This is a genomic window from Corynebacterium pyruviciproducens ATCC BAA-1742, from assembly GCF_000411375.1.
Classification (GTDB): Bacteria; Actinomycetota; Actinomycetes; order Mycobacteriales; family Mycobacteriaceae; genus Corynebacterium; species Corynebacterium pyruviciproducens.
The window spans coordinates 512,964-530,720 of the sequence record NZ_KE150446.1; the positions used below are offsets into that span (position 1 = coordinate 512,964).

A 17,757-nucleotide genomic window follows, 5' to 3' on the forward strand; every position below is an offset into this window, starting at 1 on the left:
CCCGCTGGGCGCTTTCTGCCAGGGGATCCTCGGTCTTGGTTGTGGCCACGGCTAGCGAGTGCACTGCCACCGCCGTGAGTGGTGTGGGCACAATGACAATCTTTACAACGTAATCAACTAGAAAGAAGCATTTTTCATCATGACGAACCGTGTAGTTCTTGCGTACTCGGGTGGCCTTGACACCTCCGTCGCTATCCCTTACCTCGCGCAGCAGACCGGGGGAGAGGTTGTCGCCGTGACCATCGACCTCGGCCAGGGCGGCGAGGATCTGGAGGCTGTGCGCCAGCGCGCGCTTGACTGCGGTGCCGTGGAAGCCATCGTGGTTGATGCCCGCGATGAGTTCGCCGAGGAATACTGCGTGCCCACCATCCAGGCAAACGGCATGTACATGGGCGAGTACCCGCTGCTGTCTGCCATCTCCCGTCCGCTTATTGTCAAGCACCTGGTCAAGGCGGCCAAGGAGCACGGCGGCACGCACGTGTCCCACGGGTGCACCGGCAAGGGCAACGATCAGGTCCGCTTTGAGGTGAGCTTTGCCAACCTCGCTCCGGAGCTGGAGATCATCGCCCCCGCCCGCGATTACGCGTGGACGCGTGACAAGGCCATCGCCTACGCGGAGAAGATCAACCTGCCCATTGAGCAGTCCAAGAAGTCCCCGTTCTCCATCGACCAGAACGTGTGGGGCCGTGCCATCGAGACCGGCTTCCTCGAGGATTTGTGGAACCCGCCGACAAAGGATCTCTACGCCTACACCGAGGATCCGGGCCTGGGCAACGCCCCCGACGAGCTCGTGATCAGCTTCGAATCCGGTGTGCCCACCGCTATTGATGGCAAGAAGATGTGCGTCCTGGAAATCATCGAGGAACTCAACCGCCGCGGCGGTGCCCAGGGCGTGGGTCGCCTGGACATGGTGGAGGATCGTCTTGTGGGCATCAAGTCCCGCGAGGTGTACGAGGCCCCGGGCGCGATGGTTCTCATCACCGCCCACAAGGCTCTCGAGGATGTCACCGTCGAGCGTGAGCTCGCGCGTTACAAGAGGCTTATCGATGCCCGCTGGTCCGAGGAGGTCTACGACGGCCTGTGGTACGGTCCGCTCAAGCGTTCCCTCGATGCCTTCATCCAGTCGACACAGAAGTTCGTCACCGGCGATATCCGGCTCGTCCTTCACGCCGGCAACATCACCGTCAACGGTCGCCGCTCCAACCAGTCGCTGTATGACTTCAACCTGGCCACCTACGACACGGGCGATACCTTCGATCAGAGCCACGCCAAGGGCTTTGTCAAGCTCCACGGCCTGTCTTCCCAGATCGCTTCCAAGCGCGACCGCGAGGGCCACGGCGCTTAATTGACTCGTCACAAACCGGGTTCACTGCCGTGCAGTGATATTCGGCTTGGACAATGAAATCCCACCCCGGGAAGCAACTCCGCCTTTCATTGAGGTAGTGCTTCCCGGGGTTTCCTCTTCGCAGGTGGGGGTAAGAACCCAGCTGCAAGGTGCAAGAAGGCCACCCTACCCCCGCAAGGTAGAAGATGTTCTGCTCCGGATGCGGATGATGAAACGCAGCCTTACAATTTGTCTATGAATGAGTCCGAAACGCCGAACAAGAGCCGCCGGGGCGGGGTAATCGGTGGGGTGCTCCTTATCGTTGTCGCCCTTGCGCTGGTCGTCGCCGGACGCAGTCCGGGCGGGCTGAGTTTCGGCTTCGGTGGCTCGGACTCCGACGCTACGGCCTCATCGGGACCGGGGGTGACCGAGGTCCGCGGGGTTATCGGCTCGGAAAAGCGCCCGTTCTTTGATGATCCTGAGGTCGAGCAAAGGCTCAAAGAGCTTGGCTTTAACGTCAGCGTCGAGACTTCGGGCTCGCGGGAGATCGCGGAAAAGCAAGACCTCAATGCGTACGATTTCGCGTTCCCCTCCTCGGCTCCCGCGGCAGAGAAGATCAAGGGGAAGGTGGCCGGATCAGAACAGTTCGAGCCCTTCTACTCGCCGATGGCCATCGCCACGTTCACGCCCGTGGTCGACGTTCTCACCAGGGAAGGCGTGGTGCGAGACGCGGGTGGCACCACGGTGTTGGATATGAACGCCTACATTGACCTCGCCCAATCGGACAAGCGGTGGAGGGACCTCGGGCCGGAGGTCGCCTCGCCCCGGCGCGTGCAGATTTCCACAACGGATATCCGCACGTCCAATTCAGCGGCGATGTACCTGTCCATCCTCTCGTGGCTCTTCTCCGAGCGCGCGCCGGAGATGAAAGACAATGTCGACCAGCTCTCCGGGGCGATCATCCCGTTCTTCTCTGGGCAGGGGTACACCTCGAGCTCGTCCGCCGGTCCGTTCGCGGATTACCTCAGCAAGGGAATCGGCGCCGCGCCCATGGTGATGATCTACGAGGCGCAGTATCTCGGCGAGGCGATGCGGGACACACCGCGCCTGCACGCGGACGGTCAACTTGTGTACCCGAGCCCCACCGTGCTGGCGGCACACACGGTTGTCGGGTTCACCGAGGAGGGAAAGAACCTTGGTCGCGCGCTGGTGGAGGACGCGACTCTCCAGGAGCTCGCCGCTCGGCACGGTTTTCGGCCAAACAATTCCCAGGTGTTCGCGGACGTGATGGCGGAGCATTCGCTTACCCCGCCGTCGGATCTGGCGGACTCAATCGCGCCACCGTCGTACGACAGGCTGGAAGACCTCATCACGAGGGTTGGTGTTGCCTATGCGGGCAAGCCAACGACAACGATGGAAGAGGATGCACATGAATAGGGTTCTCGCATTTCTAGTCAGCATCGTCACAGCTCTCGGGCTTGCGGGTTGCGCGGCCGGCGGGGGTGACACGGATGGTGCCACAAGTACCACGTCCGGTCGAGACGGTGGAGGGGCTTCCTCATCGTCGCCTCTCGTCATCGCTGCGGCGACGGAGCTCAAGGACCTGGAACCGCTGGTTGCGCGGGCATCCAACGAATTGGGTTTCTCAATCGAGATGACCTACCCAGGTGGCACCTTGGAGAACTCCCAGAAGTTGAAAGACGGCCAGTTCAACGGGGGTGTCGATGCCACCTGGTTTGCTACTAACCGCTACGTGGATCTCATCGGCGGGGGCGACCAGCTGGAGTCCGCCACGTCCATCGCCTCGAGCCCGGTTGCCTTTGGTCTCTGGACGGAGTCTGCGCAACGCTTGGGGTGGGACAAGAAGCAGCCGACGTGGGCAGACTTTGCGGCAGCCTCGGCTAGCGGGGAATTCACCTTCGGCATGACGGACCCCACCTCTTCCAATTCGGGCTTCTCTGCGCTCGTGTCGGTGGCGACGGCGCTGGCAGATACCGGTCTCTCACTTACTCCGCAGGATATTGAGGCCCACTACGATGATCTCACCTCGCTGTTCAAGGGGCAGACGATTACGTCCGGGTCGTCCGGCTGGTTGGCTGACACGTTTGCCCAGGAACCCGGGAAGGTGGACGGAATTGTCAACTACGAGGCCAACCTTCAGCAACTTCGCGATGCCGGGCTCCCCATCACGGTCATCGTCCCGGCGGACGGCGCGATCAGTGCAGATTACCCGCTGGCCGCGCTGACGAACCCCGCCCATCCCGGTTCCAAGGAGAAAGTGGATAAGCTTAGCGAGTTCCTGCTAGATCACCAGGAAGACCTTGCTGCCTCGTTTCGGCGCCCCGTGGATCCAGCGGTTCCGATGCGCGAGGAGCTTACCTCACAAACAGTCTTTGAGCTGCCGTTTCCCCAGGAATATTCCACCGTCCAGCAGTTAGTTACCGCCTATCACAATGAGTACCGCACGCCGGGGTCGACCGCGTACGTGCTGGACACGTCGGGGTCGATGCAGGGCGATCGGATGAGATCCCTCAAGTCCATCATGAACAAACTCATCGACGGTTCCGCGCAGACGCTTACAGGCAACGTTGCCTTCCGCGACAACGAGGAAGTGACGCTCAACGAGTTCAGTACCGAGCCAGGGCACACCATGACGGTTACCTACAACCGCAGCGACGAAGCCGCCAAGCAACAGCTCACCGATTTTGTCAATGGCCTGATACCGTTTGGCAATACCGCCCTGTACAGCGCCGTTTACCAGGCCCTCCAGCAAAGCGGTGAGTCGGAGAACATTTCCACCATCGTGCTCATGACCGACGGTATGCAGACCTCCGGCATGACGTATTCGGACTTCGAGGCGGCCTACGCCGCGTTGCCCGAGCAGGCGCGGTCGGTGCCGGTGTTTGTCATCCTGTACGGCGAGGCAAGCGAGGAAGAGATGACCAAGCTGAGCAGGCTCACCGGAGGCAAGGTTTTCGATGCCGTCAACGGCGACCTCGAGCAAGCTTTTAAGGAGATCCGTGGCTTCCAGTAAGCACTCAGTGCATAACCAGAAAGGTGAGCAGGAGGCGAGCACTCCGTTCCTGCTCTCGCGCCCCAACATCGTCGGCGTTATTGTCGCAGTGCTCATCGTGATCATCCACGTGACGGTCGGGTTGGGTGCCCTGTGGCCCCTGGTGGCGGTGTGTGGCTGGGGAGCCAGCGTGCTCCTTGTTCCTGCGCCCGCGCAAAAACAATTGCCACCTGCACCGGCAGTGCCGACGCAGGTGCAGTTGGAGCAGACACTGGAAGCCACCCTGCGCAAGCTGGAGGCGGCGGAGGTGCCGGACAAGGTCGCGGCTAAGGCCGATGAGCTGCGCACTGCCGTCAAATTCGTGCTGTTCCACTGGGATGACCTGGAGGATGAACCTAACCATCAGCTCACCATGAGCGATGTGGTGCAGGTGTATTTCCCGCAGGTGGTCAACGATTATGCGGATGTGCCCAACGTGCTCCACCCCGACGCGGTTGCCAGTGTTGTAAGCGCGCTTGATTCGCTCATCGATGCTGTCTCGCGGATTCGTACTGCGATTGTGCAGGATAGCCTCGATACGTTGAGCTCCAACGCGCAACTCCTGCGGGATCGGTTTGCCACCAATCCGCTGGGTCCGTTCACCTCGGAGGGTGGCGACTCCCCGGGGACCGTGTCCTCGTAGGCTGCGGTGCGTGGGGGACGGTTGGTTCGCACGTCCCCGCGGGCCGTGGCATCTTTTCGCTTGTCGACGCCCCCATCCCGCCTTCCTTCGCACAGTCTCGCCGCACAGTTGTGCACGGAGAAGAAAAATAATGGCCAAATGTGAGCCTCCCATGGAACCGTTGGGGTCTCACACTCCGTCTAACAGGTATGGACAATTTCTGCCGAAAGGAATGCCGTGAACGTGTTGAGAAGAATCGTGGGGCTCGTCGTTTTCGCCGTCGTCCCGGTCGTGGGACTCAGCGGCTGCAGCACGGTTGCAAGTGACCCGCAGGGTCTGGCGCCGGAGGACGAGCTGTACCTGTTCGATCTTTCCGATCCATCCTTCGAACTCGCAACGCCTTGCAAAGACATCAGTGACGAGCAATTGCAAGAGCTGGGGTTAAGGCAGATGGAGGAAGACGAGGATCCTGAGGTGAAAAGCGGGTTGGAGATGTGTTCATTCTTCACTCAACACGATGATTCTGTTGTCGTGACGAGTGCCGCGCTCAAATTGCCGCGACTAAGGGAAGACGCTGTGGCCATTCCGTACGATGTCACCTCTGAAAAACAACCCGCATTCGTGTTTTCGGAGAACGGATCTACTGGCTGTACGGTTGCCGCAGAAACGAACCAGGGCACAGTCCTCGTTGAGTTTTCTTCAAATGATTTCGATATGAAAACTCCTGAACAGGACTGCCCAGATGCAGAAAAGTATTTTGATATATTAATCGGGGGAAAACTCAATGAGTATCGTTCACATCGATCTTAACCAGTTACATGAGTCCTCACAGGCCTTGCAAGCTTTGGGGAGAATTGTTGAGAAGAACTCCTCGAAAGGCCACCGGGCGGATCAGCTCGCTTCGTTCACCACGGTCTCGGGCCTGGATCAATTGGGCACTGAACACGCGGGGCTGCTGAGCTCAGGGCCTGGCTCTGCGGTGGAGGTGTCACGCGGGTTGGCCGGGGTAATTCGAGGGTTGGCGCGAGGGGTAAGGGAAACGGCGAGTGGATTCTCTGTGCAAGAAGAACTCTTCGCGCGAGGCCTGGCGGAGTTAGGCAGAGAGGCAGAAGGATGCGCTAAACCGGTGGGCAGAGAAATAGCGGTTCTGACAATGCCGGAGGCCATGGTGCCCGTGCCGGTAGTAGTTGCGCCCAAGACCATCGTGCCCGCGCATAGCGCTGCTGAGCTGCTTCAAAGTTACGTCACCACACACACGTCAGCGATCGGGGAGGCCGTCGATTCGTGGCGCGCGGTGGCAGAGTCGATGGATGATGTGGTAGCGCGGCTGCGCCAAGTAGCCAACGATATCCAAGCAGCCAACAAGGGCGAGGTCATTGATGCGATCGTGGGGAGATTGCGCACGACGAGCGAAGCAGCGCAGTCGTTTGCTACGAACGCGGAGGCGATGTCGAGGTGGACCGGGAGAATGCAGCTCACCCATAAACTAGGGCTGGCGGAAGCCAGCCTTATCAATGGATCGGTGCTGGCAAACCCCGTCTTCGGAGCAAAGCAGGTGGGAGAAAAGTTAGCGATCATCGCTTACGCAAAGTTCGCCATGCCTCCGCTAGTAGCACTCGCCGAGCCACGGGGCACATCCCTCCTCAGCGTTACTGTGCCACCCTCACAGGGCGGCACCGTGGAGGCTGAGCTTGAAGATCTAGCAGCCGAGTCCACGAGAGTGTTGGACCGTCATATCGAGGCGATCAGGCAGGGCACTCCAGATCGGGCACTGGTGCGGGAGTACCGGGCACTCGAAGGTTCCGCGGGCCTTCCAGACGGTCGCCTCGAAGGCGGACAGGCCCCGGCCACAACCGCGCAGAGCATTGCAGCGCCAGGAGTAGCAACGGTGGCTCCCACTCCTCCTAGTGGCGGTGCGGCAGTGGCAGCCCAATCCGCGTGGACGGGATCCACGTCGAACGGGCCGACCTTAGGGCTGGTAGGGGCACCAGTACTTGGCGGTAGCTCCGCGGGCAGCGAACCTCGTCGAGGAAACGCTCGTGGATCGGTACAACGCGCGCGTCCAGCCGCCACATCGCCGAGGGGCACCGTGGCCTCCGCATCGAGAGGACAGGCGTGGAAAAACGCGACGGGAAAGGACAGCTTCGAGGCACGTCGTCAGTCGAGCCGTGCGCTAAACCGTAGGACCGTTGGGACACAGTTAGGCGCGGGTCTGGGGCTCGCGGGTGCTGGCCTTGGCCTGGCTGGGGCAGCCACAGCAAACGGTGCCGGAGCGGGCGCACCGGGTACCGGAATAGGAAAGTCCGAGGCACCCCTCGCGCAGCGGGGTGGGGTGGGAGCAACGGGTGGACAGGGCGGTGGACGGGTTGCAACGAGTTCACCCGCTGCTGGAGGCCGGGGCGTGGCGGGAACTCAGCGGGGTGTGCTTCCCATGGGAATGGGAGGCAACGGCCAGAACCGCAAGTCACGCACCGTTAAGGCGGTGGCATCGGGGCTTGAGCAAGATGCCAACGTGGAGGCAATAATCGGCCCAGTGCCTCCCATGGTGCCCGGCACGATCGGAAACTGGGCCCGCAATCCACGGCGGTAGCGTGATCGGGCGGCACAGGAATTGGTGGGCGGGATAGTGCCCAGTGGAAATCATCGTCGCACAGCCACTGCTACAGTTTGAATCATGCATAATCGTCACAAAACGAACAAGGGTGCACTCTGGGGCGGACGCTTCTCAGGCGGGCCGTCGGAAGCCATGTTTGCGCTCAGCGTGTCCACACACTTCGACTGGGTTCTCGCCCCCTACGACGTGCGAGCGTCCAAGGCACACGCCAAGGTCCTGCACAAGGCGGGGCTATTGTCCGACGCTGATTTTGAAACCATGATCGCAGGGCTCACCAAGCTTGGCGAGGATGTCGAATCCGGGGCATTCCAGCCGGACCCGCAGGACGAGGACGTGCACGGGGCCATGGAGCGCGGGCTCATTGAGCGCGTTGGTCCCGAGGTCGGCGGCCGCCTGCGCGCGGGCCGTTCCCGCAACGATCAGGTGGCAACCCTGTTCCGCATGTGGGTGCGTGACGCCGTCCGCGAGGTATCCCTCGGCGTGCTGGAGCTTGTAGAAGCCCTCGTTGGCCAGGCGAAGGCCCACGAGACCGCCATCATGCCGGGTAAAACCCACTTCCAGGCTGCTCAGCCCGTGCTGCTTGCCCACCAGCTGCTCGCCCACGCGCAGCCCTTGATCCGCGACGTGCAGCGGTTCATCGACCTGGACAAGCGGCTTGCCGTGTCCCCGTACGGTTCCGGCGCGCTGGCCGGCTCTACCCTCGATCTCGACCCGCAGGCCATTGCCCAGGAACTCGGGTTTGATTCCGCGACGGAGAACTCCATCGACGGCACCGCCTCCCGTGACTTCGCCTCGGAGACAGCGTTCGTGTTGGCACAGATCGCGGTGGACATGTCCCGGTTGGCGGAGGAGATCATCGCCTGGTCGACTCCCGAGTTTGGGTATGTCACTCTCTCCGATGCCTGGTCCACGGGATCGTCGATTATGCCGCAGAAGAAGAACCCCGACGTGCCGGAACTCACCCGTGGCAAGACGGGTCGCCTCATTGGCAACCTCACCGGCCTCATGGCAACGCTCAAGGCACAGCCCCTGGCATACAACCGTGACCTGCAAGAGGATAAGGAGCCCATCGTCGATTCCGTCAGCCAGCTCCACCTCCTGCTCCCCGCAATGACCGGGCTTGTGTCCACCCTCACCTTCCACGAGGACCGCATGCGCGAGCTCGCCCCACGTGGCTACACCCTCGCCACCGATCTGGCTGAATGGATGGTGCGCCAGGGCGTGCCGTTCCGCGAGGCACACGAGGCTTCCGGCGAGTGCGTGCGCCTGGCCGAAGCCCGCGGAGTGGACCTCATCGATCTCACCGACGAGGAGTTGCAGTCCGCAGATCCGCGTCTTACCCCTGCGGTTCGCGAGGTACTCACCATCGACGGCGCGGTGAAGTCGCGTCGTGGATACGGTGGCACAGCTCCGGAGAGGGTGAAGGAACAGCGTGACCGGGTAGAGGAGAACGTCGAAAAGCTGCGTGCGTGGGCGTCGGTTAGCCCAGGCCAGTAACCCCCTCACTACCACGCCGTTTCTACGGCCCCAAACCACGAGCCGCCCGCCGCGCCGATGCGCGGGACGGGCGGTTTTGTGCGGGTGGAACCCGTGCACTAGCCCCCGTGCGTGAAGTATGTACAATCACAATTTATGAGTATTGACCCCAAGCTATTGAACGTAGTGGTATGCCCCAAGGACAAGGGCCCACTGCGATATCTGGAGGAAGAGCAGCTGCTCGTCAACGATCGGTTGGGGATCGCCTATCGCATCGAGGAGGACATCCCGGTGCTACTTGAATCCGAGGCCCAGCCGTACGAAGCACACAGAAAAAACACGGATTAACCGATCATCCAGAAATGCTGAAGGAGTAATACTTTCATGAATATTATCGACGAACTGAGCTGGCGCGGGCTCATCAACCAGTCCACGGACCTCGACGCGCTGAAGCAGGCCTGCGCGGAGCCAATCACCTTGTACTGCGGGTTTGACCCCACCGGTGCGTCGCTCCACGCGGGGCACCTCGTACCGCTTATCATGTTGCGTCGTTTCCAGATGGCGGGTCACCACGTTCTCGCCCTCGGTGGCGGTGCCACAGGCATGATCGGTGACCCCCGTGACGTGGGGGAGCGCTCGATGCTTTCCGACGAAACGGTGCGGGAGAACCTCGCCAGCATTCAGAAGCAGATCTCCAAGTTTGTCGACCTTGACGGCGACAAAGGCGAACTGCTCAACAACGCGGACTGGATCTCGAAGATGAACGTTATCGAGTTCCTCCGTGACATTGGCAAGTCCTTCTCGCTCAACGTCATGCTAGATCGTGACACCGTCAAGCGTCGCCTGGATAACGACGGTATGAGCTACACCGAGTTCTCCTACATGCTGCTGCAGGCCAATGACTACGTTCACCTGGCCCGCAACTACAACTGCTCGCTGCAGATCGGCGGCGGTGACCAGTGGGGCAACATCGTCTCCGGCGTGGATTTGAACCGCAGGCTCGACGGCCGCAAGGTGCACGGGCTGACGGTGCCGCTCGTCACCGATGCCGAGGGGAAGAAGTTTGGTAAGTCCACCGGCGGCGGAAAGCTCTGGCTTGATCCGGAGCTGACCAGCCCGTACTCCTGGTACCAGTACTTCATCAACGCCGGCGATTCCGTGGTGATCAACTACCTCAAGTGGTTCACGTTCCTCACGCAGGAAGAGATCGCCGAATACGAGAAGAAGGTGGCTGAGGAGCCGTACAAGCGCGAGGCCCAGCGCCGTCTTGCAGAGGAGCTCACCACCCTCGTCCACGGTGAGGAAGCCACCAAGTCCGTGGAGCTCGCCGCGCAGGCTCTGTTTGGCAAGGCAGAGCTCACCAGCCTGGATGAACAGACCCTGGCAGGTGCGCTTTCGGAGACGACCGTTGCCGAGGTTCCGGCGGGAGACAATCCCACCATCGTCGACTTGCTCGTTTCGGCAGGTTTGGTGGATTCCAAGGGAGCTGCCCGCCGCGCCATCAAGGAAGGCGGTGCATACGCGAATAACAAGCGTATCGAGGATGCCGAGTGGACCCCGGAGGCCGCGGACCTGCTCCACGGATCGTGGCTCGTGCTGCGCAAGGGGAAGAAGAACTTTGCGGGGGTCAAGTTCGCCAAGTAGCCCGTGCATCAGTGGGTGACCCGCTTTCCAAGCGTCCGTTTATTCCCCAGATGAGGCCAGCCTGTCTCGTCTGGGGGATGTTTTCATATAAGGCTTCCCGCTGTGTACAGACATGGAGGCACCATCGTTGAGTGGCGTGGGGCGGGGTGAAATCAGATGTTCTTACACTGGTGCCTGCGCACGGCTTGCCCACTGTGGGGGAGTGCGGAGGAGCGGAGTTTTAACCGGTGGCTGTAAACGAAATCGACTCCCACTGGAAACACACATAACCACTGGTGGAAAGGGGAAAAGGGGTAAACCCGCGGAGAGGGAATCGTGTTCATGTTGTTGGTGAATTTGGTTGGCGATGACAAGTTTTCCGGCCTTCTTACGCGGTGATAAGCAGAAATCGGGTGTTGGGCGGGCGTACGGGAATGTGAAACCGGTCATAACCGGGGGTGGACGGCTTCGTGTTGAACAGCAGTAGATTGTCGCCGTGCAAACCAAAGTGGTGACCTTCCTGAGGGTGTCACCGGGACTTTATGACGCTCGGAATGGAGTAGAGGCCCACAACATAAGCGGAAGCGGGTGGGGGCAATAGGGAAACGCACTTTTTGAGGCGGAAGTTAGGCCCTAGCTACGATAAAGAAGACAATTCGGCGATTGACGCTGGCTAAGAAAATCGTCTCCCCGGCCACGCCCGCGTGGGCGCGACATCGAATGCCTGTGACGAAATTTTCGCAGCTGGTCATACTTTGGAGGCTTGAAGCGACAATATGACCCCTTCAATTGACTCAACGAGCAGTCGCTCTGGCGGCGGTGCCAGTGGGCCCTGCAACACCAGCGCATTGCCCGAAGAACTTGTACTGCACGCGGGCCCGTACGAAGCCCGAATCAACACCGTGGGTGCCTCGCTGAGAAGCCTCACTTTCAAGGGTTACCCGCTGACCGATGCATACGAACTTTCCAGCGATGCCAAAGCGATTCCGTTTTGCGCAGGTATTGTGCTCGCACCCTGGCCAAACCGGGTGCGAGATGGTCAGTATGAGTTTGGAGGAAAGACCTACCATCTCGAGTTGACGGAGCCCGAGCGTAACAACGCCATCCACGGTCTCGTGGGTACGCGACGGTGGAACATCGAAGCTGGGGCCGATGCTGGCCGCGGCGAGTTGTGGTGCGAAGTCGATCCGTCTGAAGGGTGGCCGTGGCCACTCCGGGTTTCGGCGGTGTTCGAGCTCGCTGCGAAGGCCGGATTGACCGTTACCTACTCGGTGACAAACACAGGGGCCGAAGATTCCCCGCTGGCGTTTGGCGTGCATACTTACCTCAACGCGTGGGGCGAGCCGCTCGATGAGTGCGTCGCGACTATCCCCGTTACTCATTGCTTACCGCTGGATAGCGAGCGGAACCTCCCCATAGAGCCGTTGTCACTCGTCCCCCTCGACCAGACCGATTCACACGATGGGGACTCCGATCTGCACGGCATTCCGGTGCGCCAAGGACCAGCGGAGCGCAGTCTTGCACGCATGCCGGAGAACGTGGATCTTCTCCATGGTCAGCTCATGGACGGCGTGTGGCTGGACCATGCGTTTGCAGCGGCCCCCGCAGCAAGCGACTCCCGCACTGCCCGGCTCGTGCATCCGAACGGACGAGGGGTGGAACTTACGTGTTCCCGCGAGTTCGACTGGTTCCAGGTTTTTACCGCGGATCCCGCGCATGACGCGCCGTTTCCAGGACGTGGTAGAGCGCTCGCCGTGGAGCCGATGACTGCACCACCGGATGCGCTGCGCTCAGGGGTTGGAATTACACGGCTAGAACCCCAGGCGATGTCCCGCTTTTCAATCACGATGAGCGCGATCGAACCGCTGTAGGTACCGCGGTTTCGCCACATCGTGAGTGTACCAAACAACAACGTGGTCGCTCGCAGATGTGTCGCCGAAGGTTTTGTGATGCAGCTTTACGCCCCAACACACGATACTTAAAAGGACTCCCTTGCCCGCGGGAACACCCTGTTGCCGCCAGCAAAGAGAACGTTCTCGTCACAGTAGAAACGACGAGAAAAACTCAAGAAAGTGCTAACTACAATGGATAACTCTGCGTCGGTGTTACAACTCGATGCGTCGTGGGTGGACTACACCCTCATTGCTATTTACTTCGTTTTCGTCCTCGGAATCGGCCTCGCGGCTCGCCGCAAGGTATCCAGTTCCATTGACTTCTTCCTCGCCGGACGCGGCCTCCCCGCGTGGGTTACTGGCCTTGCATTTATTTCCGCCAATCTCGGCGCGGTGGAAATCATCGGTATGTCGGCCAACGGCGTGCAATACGGCCTCCAGACGATGCATTACTTCTGGATCGGTGCTGTTCCCGCCATGGTCTTCCTCGGCATTGTGATGATGCCGTTCTATTACGGCTCGCGTGTGCGTTCCGTTCCGGAATTCATGCGCAAGCGGTTCGGCCCGGGCGCACACCTCGTCAACGCCATTTCGTTTGCTCTTGCGCAGCTGCTCATCGCAGGAATCAACCTCCTGCTTTTGGCCAAGGTAGTGAAGTCCCTGCTCGGATGGGACATGTGGGTCACCCTTCTTGTAGCCGCGGCGATCGTGTTGAGCTACATCACCCTCGGCGGGTTGAGCGCGGCGATTTACAACGAGGTCATTCAGTTCTTCGTCATCGTCGCCGCCCTGTTGCCGCTGACAATCATTGGCATGAACAATGTCGGTGGCTGGAGCGGCCTGAAGGAGCACCTCGCCTCCGAAAGTCATTTCCACACGTGGCCAGGCATGGAACTATCAGGCTTCGATTCACCCGTGTGGTCGGTCGTTGGCATCGTCTTCGGCCTGGGGTTCGTTCTGAGCTTTGGGTACTGGACCACTAACTTCGTCGAGGTGCAGCGCTCCATGGCCGCCGATTCGATGTCTTCTGCTCGAAAGACTCCCATCATTGGCGCGTTCCCCAAGATGTTCATCCCCTTCATCGTGGTTCTTCCCGGCATGATAGCCGCTAGCATCGTCACCCCGATCAAGGACGGCTCGGCGCAACCAAACGATGCGGTTTTGTACCTCATGAGGGATCTGCTTCCCAACGGGCTTTTGGGTGTGGCCATTGCTGGGTTGTTGGCAGCCTTCATGGCCGGCATGGCGGCGAACATTTCCGCCTTCAACACGGTGATGAGCTACGACATCTGGCAAACCTATGTGGTGAAGAACCGAAGCGATCAGTACTACCTCACCGTTGGCCGTATTGCTACAGTTTTGGCGACAATCATCGCGATTGGTACGGCGATGATCGCCAACAACTTTGGCAACGTCATGGATTACCTGCAAACACTGTTCGGGTTCTTCAACGCGCCACTGTTTGCCACCTTCTTGCTCGGCATGTTCTGGAAGCGCATGACCCCCGCAGCCGGCTGGACCGGGTTGGTCTCCGGCACGGCTGCCGCCATCATTTATTGGTACGTTTCCTCCTTCACAGATGCACAGGCAGCATTCTTTAACCTCCCTGGCCAAGGCACCGCCTTCATCGCGGCATCCCTGGCTTTTGCAACCGACGTCCTAGTGAGCGTTGTGGTGACACTTGTGACCAAGCCGAAGCCGGACTACGAACTCGTCGGATTCGTTTCGTCAGTGACCCCGAAAGAGTTCCTCACCGATCCCGTCGAGGCCACCCTTCCCTGGTACAAGCGCACCGTGCCGTTGGGAATTCTCTGCCTGGCAATGGTCATCACACTCAACATCGTGTTCGCGTAAAAGGTAGGTAAAGACAATGAGTAACCAAGAATCGTCGACAAGCAAGACCTCGAGCACGGTCGACCAGAGCGTAGCAACTACCGGTAGTCAAGGGGAACCGAACAAGGAAAGCAACCCCGCGGAGCAGAAGACAGCGGGAGCGTTCGACATTCGAAACATGATCGCCCTGCTTCTCGGTTTGTTCGGAATCTTCTTGTTGTTCTCCTGGATCGCAATTGATCCGGGCGTCAACATCGACACGGGCGAGCCCAAGAACGCCGGTTACAATCTCGTCACCGGTCTGTGTCTCATAGCTGCCTCCGTCCTGTTCGTTCTGTGGGCGAACTTCCGCCCCATTCGCGTGGATGCGGAGGCAATGAAGCTACGTGAACAGCACCACCAGGAAATGGAAGCAGAGCGGGCCGAGGCGCTCGTTGAATGCAACCGCAAGCTTGCTGGAACCACCGGAGACCACGGTGAGTAACTGCGATGAGCAGCGAAACTGAGGAGCAAGCACGAACGATAGCTAAAGGACGTACCATTACAACTATGAGCGAACATGAAGTGAAGGTCACTGAGACTACGCTTTCCGACGGCCGTCAGTTGCTGTTTTTCGATGACTCACCCGAGGCATTAGCCGGCAAGGTGACGCGCAACTCCGTTGATCACCGAGGATTGCCTGAAACGCATACCGAATCCGAGATGCGCAAGGACCCGCTCACCGGGGACTGGGTTGTATTCGCTGCTCACCGTATGAATCGAACTTTCTTGCCGCCGGCGAACGAGAACCCGCTGGCTCCTACGAAGCCTGGTGCGCTTCCAACGGAAGTTCCTGCCGATGACTATGACGTCGTTGTGTTCGAAAACCGTTTCCCCTCGTTCTCCATGCACATGGACGTACCGGCCGATTATGCGGAGTACGCGGACCCTGCCCACATGGTGCCTCGCGCGCCGGCACAGGCGCGTTGCGAGGTTGTCTGCTTCGCTCCCAATCCTGACATTTCGTTTCGGGATCTGCCGGCGTACCGCATCAGGACAATCATCGAGGTGTGGGCGCACCGCACACGTGCGCTCTCTGCCATCGAGGGAGTACAAACCGTTTTTCCGTTTGAAAATCGCGGCGAGGAAATCGGCGTAACACTGCAGCATCCGCACGGGCAGATTTACTCCTACCCATTCCTTCCCCCGCGAATTTCGAGCATTATGCACCAGCTCGAGGAACACCCGAAACTGTTCGAGAATCTCCTCGCCAGTGAGCTTGAGGACGGGCGACGGATTGTGGCTGAGACCGATCACTTCGTGGTGTTTGTTCCGGCCGCCGCCAAATGGCCACTGGAAGTCATGGTTATGCCACGCAGGCAGGTCGCCGATTTCACTGAGCTGACTGACGAAGAAAAGGAAGAATTGTCGCGGGTTCTCAAACGACTGTACACAGCCGTGGACAACTTCTTCGAAGGAGTAGAGCGCACTCCTTACATCGCCGCATGGAACCAAGCACCGGTGAAGCATCCGGCGCGTGACTGTTTCCGTATGCACCTCCAACTTTTTTCCCTGATGCGTTCGCCGCACCGCATGAAGTTTCTCGCTTCGAGCGAGTCCGCCATGGGGGTGTGGATTAACGACACGACCCCAGAAATCATCGCTGACACATTACGAAAGGTTTGGTAATGGCCACCACCCACTGGGCGAAGACTCGCACCGAGAAAGAGCTCATCGACGATGTAACGGCACTATTTGCGTCAACTTATGGCGAAAAGGCAGTAGGAGTGTGGGCTGCACCTGGCCGCGTCAACCTCATCGGCGACCATGTGGACTACGCCGAGGGGATCTGTCTTCCCTTCGCTTTGGAGCAGCTCACAGTAGTTGCGGCAGCGGGACGCAACGACAACACCGTCAACATTGTTTCGCTCCTTCCAGGTGAGGAAGAACCCCAAAAAACTTCGATCGATTTAGAAGAAGTAGGAAAGGGGAACCCCCGCAGCTGGGCAGGATATGTTGTCGGCGTCATCTGGGCGTTGAACAAAGCCAATGCACTTGTCTGCAAGACCGGTATGGACATCGCCATCGTCTCCGATGTTCCCGTCGGTTCCGGGCTGTCATCCTCTGCCGCGCTGGAATGTTCAACCGCGCTCGCGGCCGCCGATGTCAAAGGTGCCTCCTTCCGACAAATGGCGATGTATCCGGTGATGGTTGAAGCCACGATGAGGGCAGAAAACGATGTCGTTGGCGCCTCTACCGGTGGGCTTGACCAGCGTACAAGCCTGTACAGCAAAAAGAACCAGGCCCTCGAGATTGATTTCTTGTATGACGAATTCAGCTACGTTCCCTGCAATTTTGAGGAACACGGACTGGCTTTGCTCGTGGCAGATACCAATGCGCCACACAAGCTCATCGATGGCCAGTACGGTTCCAGGCGTGGACTTATCGACGGTGTAACGGAGGTGCTTCGGAAGAAGGACGGCACTTACCGGGACTTTACAGTTGAACAGGTCCTCGAAATGTTGGGTAAAGCTCCCGAGTGCTCCGACTATGACGTGTACCTGAGGCGAGTGCGTCACATCATCTCCGAGACGCGACGTACGAAGAATGCTGTCAGCGCTTTGCACGACGGAGACTTTGCCAAGTTTGGCTCGCTCATGGTCGAAAGTCACGTTTCACTACGGGACGATTACGAGGTCGTCACCCCGGAATTGGACTCGGCCGTCAATGCTGCGTTGTCGGCAGGTGCCCTCGGTGCCCGGATGACCGGAGGCGGCTTCGGTGGTTCGATTATCGCGCTTGTAAGGCAGGAGGATGTGGAGGCGACGGTTGCCTCGATTAGGGAAGCGTCCCACACACGCGGGTTTGCTGAGCCGAGCTTCCTCACCGCAAAGCCCAGTAGGGGGGCTCGCAGGCTTTCGTAACTCCCGAAATAGGTACACAACTGTCACGCGAGTATGAGCTGAATGCGCCTAGGTACGCAAACCCCGGCGATGCAACGCATAGCGTTGCATCGCCGGGGTCGTTTCATGAGTGGTTAGAAATATGGACGTTTGCCTGGGAGTTTGTGTGTTCTTTGGGGTGTGTGTATATTTTCTCTTCGTTGCACGGGCCGCTGAGGCGTTAGTCACAGTGGTTGTGAGTGGTTTGACTTTTGGTTGACTGTTCATCTAGTGTTAACAAAGCGCCTTGAGGGGTAACAAGAGTGATTGTTGTTTCTCTTGGTGTGCATGTTGTGTGAGAACTCGATAGTGTGTTGATGTACTACTTTTTTTGAAGTTTTGTTGTTGGCATGGTTTGTGTGCTGGGTTTGTGTTGGTTTTCTGGTTTTGTGGCTGGGGG

14 protein-coding genes are annotated in these 17,757 nt (G+C 59.4%); all 14 read left to right on the top strand.

The annotated features are described in order from the left end of the window. Positions 1–139 precede the first annotated feature (139 nt). The 14 genes from HMPREF1219_RS02265 (at position 140) to galK (ending at position 17,339) form a co-directional block, all read left to right on the top strand. Complete coding sequence (locus tag HMPREF1219_RS02265) at positions 140–1,345, top strand: argininosuccinate synthase (protein WP_016457396.1); 1,206 nt, start codon at positions 140–142, stop codon at positions 1,343–1,345. A 234-nt stretch (positions 1,346–1,579) separates the two neighbouring features. Further along, positions 1,580–2,761 (top strand): hypothetical protein, encoded by a 1,182-nt coding sequence (locus HMPREF1219_RS02270; protein WP_016457397.1) that lies wholly within the window; start codon positions 1,580–1,582, stop codon positions 2,759–2,761. Continuing rightward, complete coding sequence (locus HMPREF1219_RS02275; RefSeq protein ID WP_016457398.1) at positions 2,754–4,358, top strand: VWA domain-containing protein; 1,605 nt, start codon at positions 2,754–2,756, stop codon at positions 4,356–4,358. The genes HMPREF1219_RS02270 and HMPREF1219_RS02275 overlap by 8 nt, the downstream gene beginning before the upstream one ends. Next, on the top strand, positions 4,345–5,019 hold the full coding sequence (locus HMPREF1219_RS02280) for a hypothetical protein (protein ID WP_016457399.1): 675 nt from the start codon (positions 4,345–4,347) through the stop codon (positions 5,017–5,019). Before HMPREF1219_RS02275 ends, HMPREF1219_RS02280 begins: the two co-directional genes overlap by 14 nt. 216 nt (positions 5,020–5,235) lie before the next feature. Then, on the top strand, positions 5,236–5,808 hold the full coding sequence (locus tag HMPREF1219_RS02285; protein ID WP_016457400.1) for a DUF3558 family protein: 573 nt from the start codon (positions 5,236–5,238) through the stop codon (positions 5,806–5,808). 316 nt (positions 5,809–6,124) lie between these two features. Further along, a complete protein-coding gene (locus tag HMPREF1219_RS02290) occupies positions 6,125–7,588 on the top strand; it encodes a hypothetical protein (protein WP_156823194.1) in 1,464 nt (487 codons plus the stop codon). Between the two features lie 84 nt (positions 7,589–7,672). Beyond that, positions 7,673–9,109, top strand: a complete 1,437-nt coding sequence (argH, locus tag HMPREF1219_RS02295) for an argininosuccinate lyase (protein WP_040426778.1) — start codon at positions 7,673–7,675, stop codon at positions 9,107–9,109. Between the two features lie 135 nt (positions 9,110–9,244). Beyond that, positions 9,245–9,436 (top strand): Trm112 family protein, encoded by a 192-nt coding sequence (locus tag HMPREF1219_RS02300; protein ID WP_016457403.1) that lies wholly within the window; start codon positions 9,245–9,247, stop codon positions 9,434–9,436. Between the two features lie 36 nt (positions 9,437–9,472). After that, a complete protein-coding gene (gene tyrS, locus HMPREF1219_RS02305; RefSeq protein ID WP_016457404.1) occupies positions 9,473–10,732 on the top strand; it encodes a tyrosine--tRNA ligase in 1,260 nt (419 codons plus the stop codon). A gap of 827 nt (positions 10,733–11,559) precedes the next feature. Beyond that, complete coding sequence (locus tag HMPREF1219_RS02310; protein WP_169455882.1) at positions 11,560–12,582, top strand: aldose epimerase family protein; 1,023 nt, start codon at positions 11,560–11,562, stop codon at positions 12,580–12,582. Between the two features lie 213 nt (positions 12,583–12,795). Continuing rightward, positions 12,796–14,457, top strand: a complete 1,662-nt coding sequence (locus HMPREF1219_RS02315; protein ID WP_016457406.1) for a sodium:solute symporter family protein — start codon at positions 12,796–12,798, stop codon at positions 14,455–14,457. Positions 14,458–14,473: 16 nt separating this feature from the next. Then, complete coding sequence (locus tag HMPREF1219_RS13045) at positions 14,474–14,920, top strand: hypothetical protein (RefSeq protein ID WP_016457407.1); 447 nt, start codon at positions 14,474–14,476, stop codon at positions 14,918–14,920. Between the two features lie 65 nt (positions 14,921–14,985). Beyond that, on the top strand, positions 14,986–16,104 hold the full coding sequence (gene galT, locus HMPREF1219_RS02325; protein WP_016457408.1) for a galactose-1-phosphate uridylyltransferase: 1,119 nt from the start codon (positions 14,986–14,988) through the stop codon (positions 16,102–16,104). Then, on the top strand, positions 16,104–17,339 hold the full coding sequence (galK, locus tag HMPREF1219_RS02330; protein WP_016457409.1) for a galactokinase: 1,236 nt from the start codon (positions 16,104–16,106) through the stop codon (positions 17,337–17,339). The genes galT and galK overlap by 1 nt, the downstream gene beginning before the upstream one ends. The last annotated feature ends 418 nt before the right edge of the window (positions 17,340–17,757 follow it).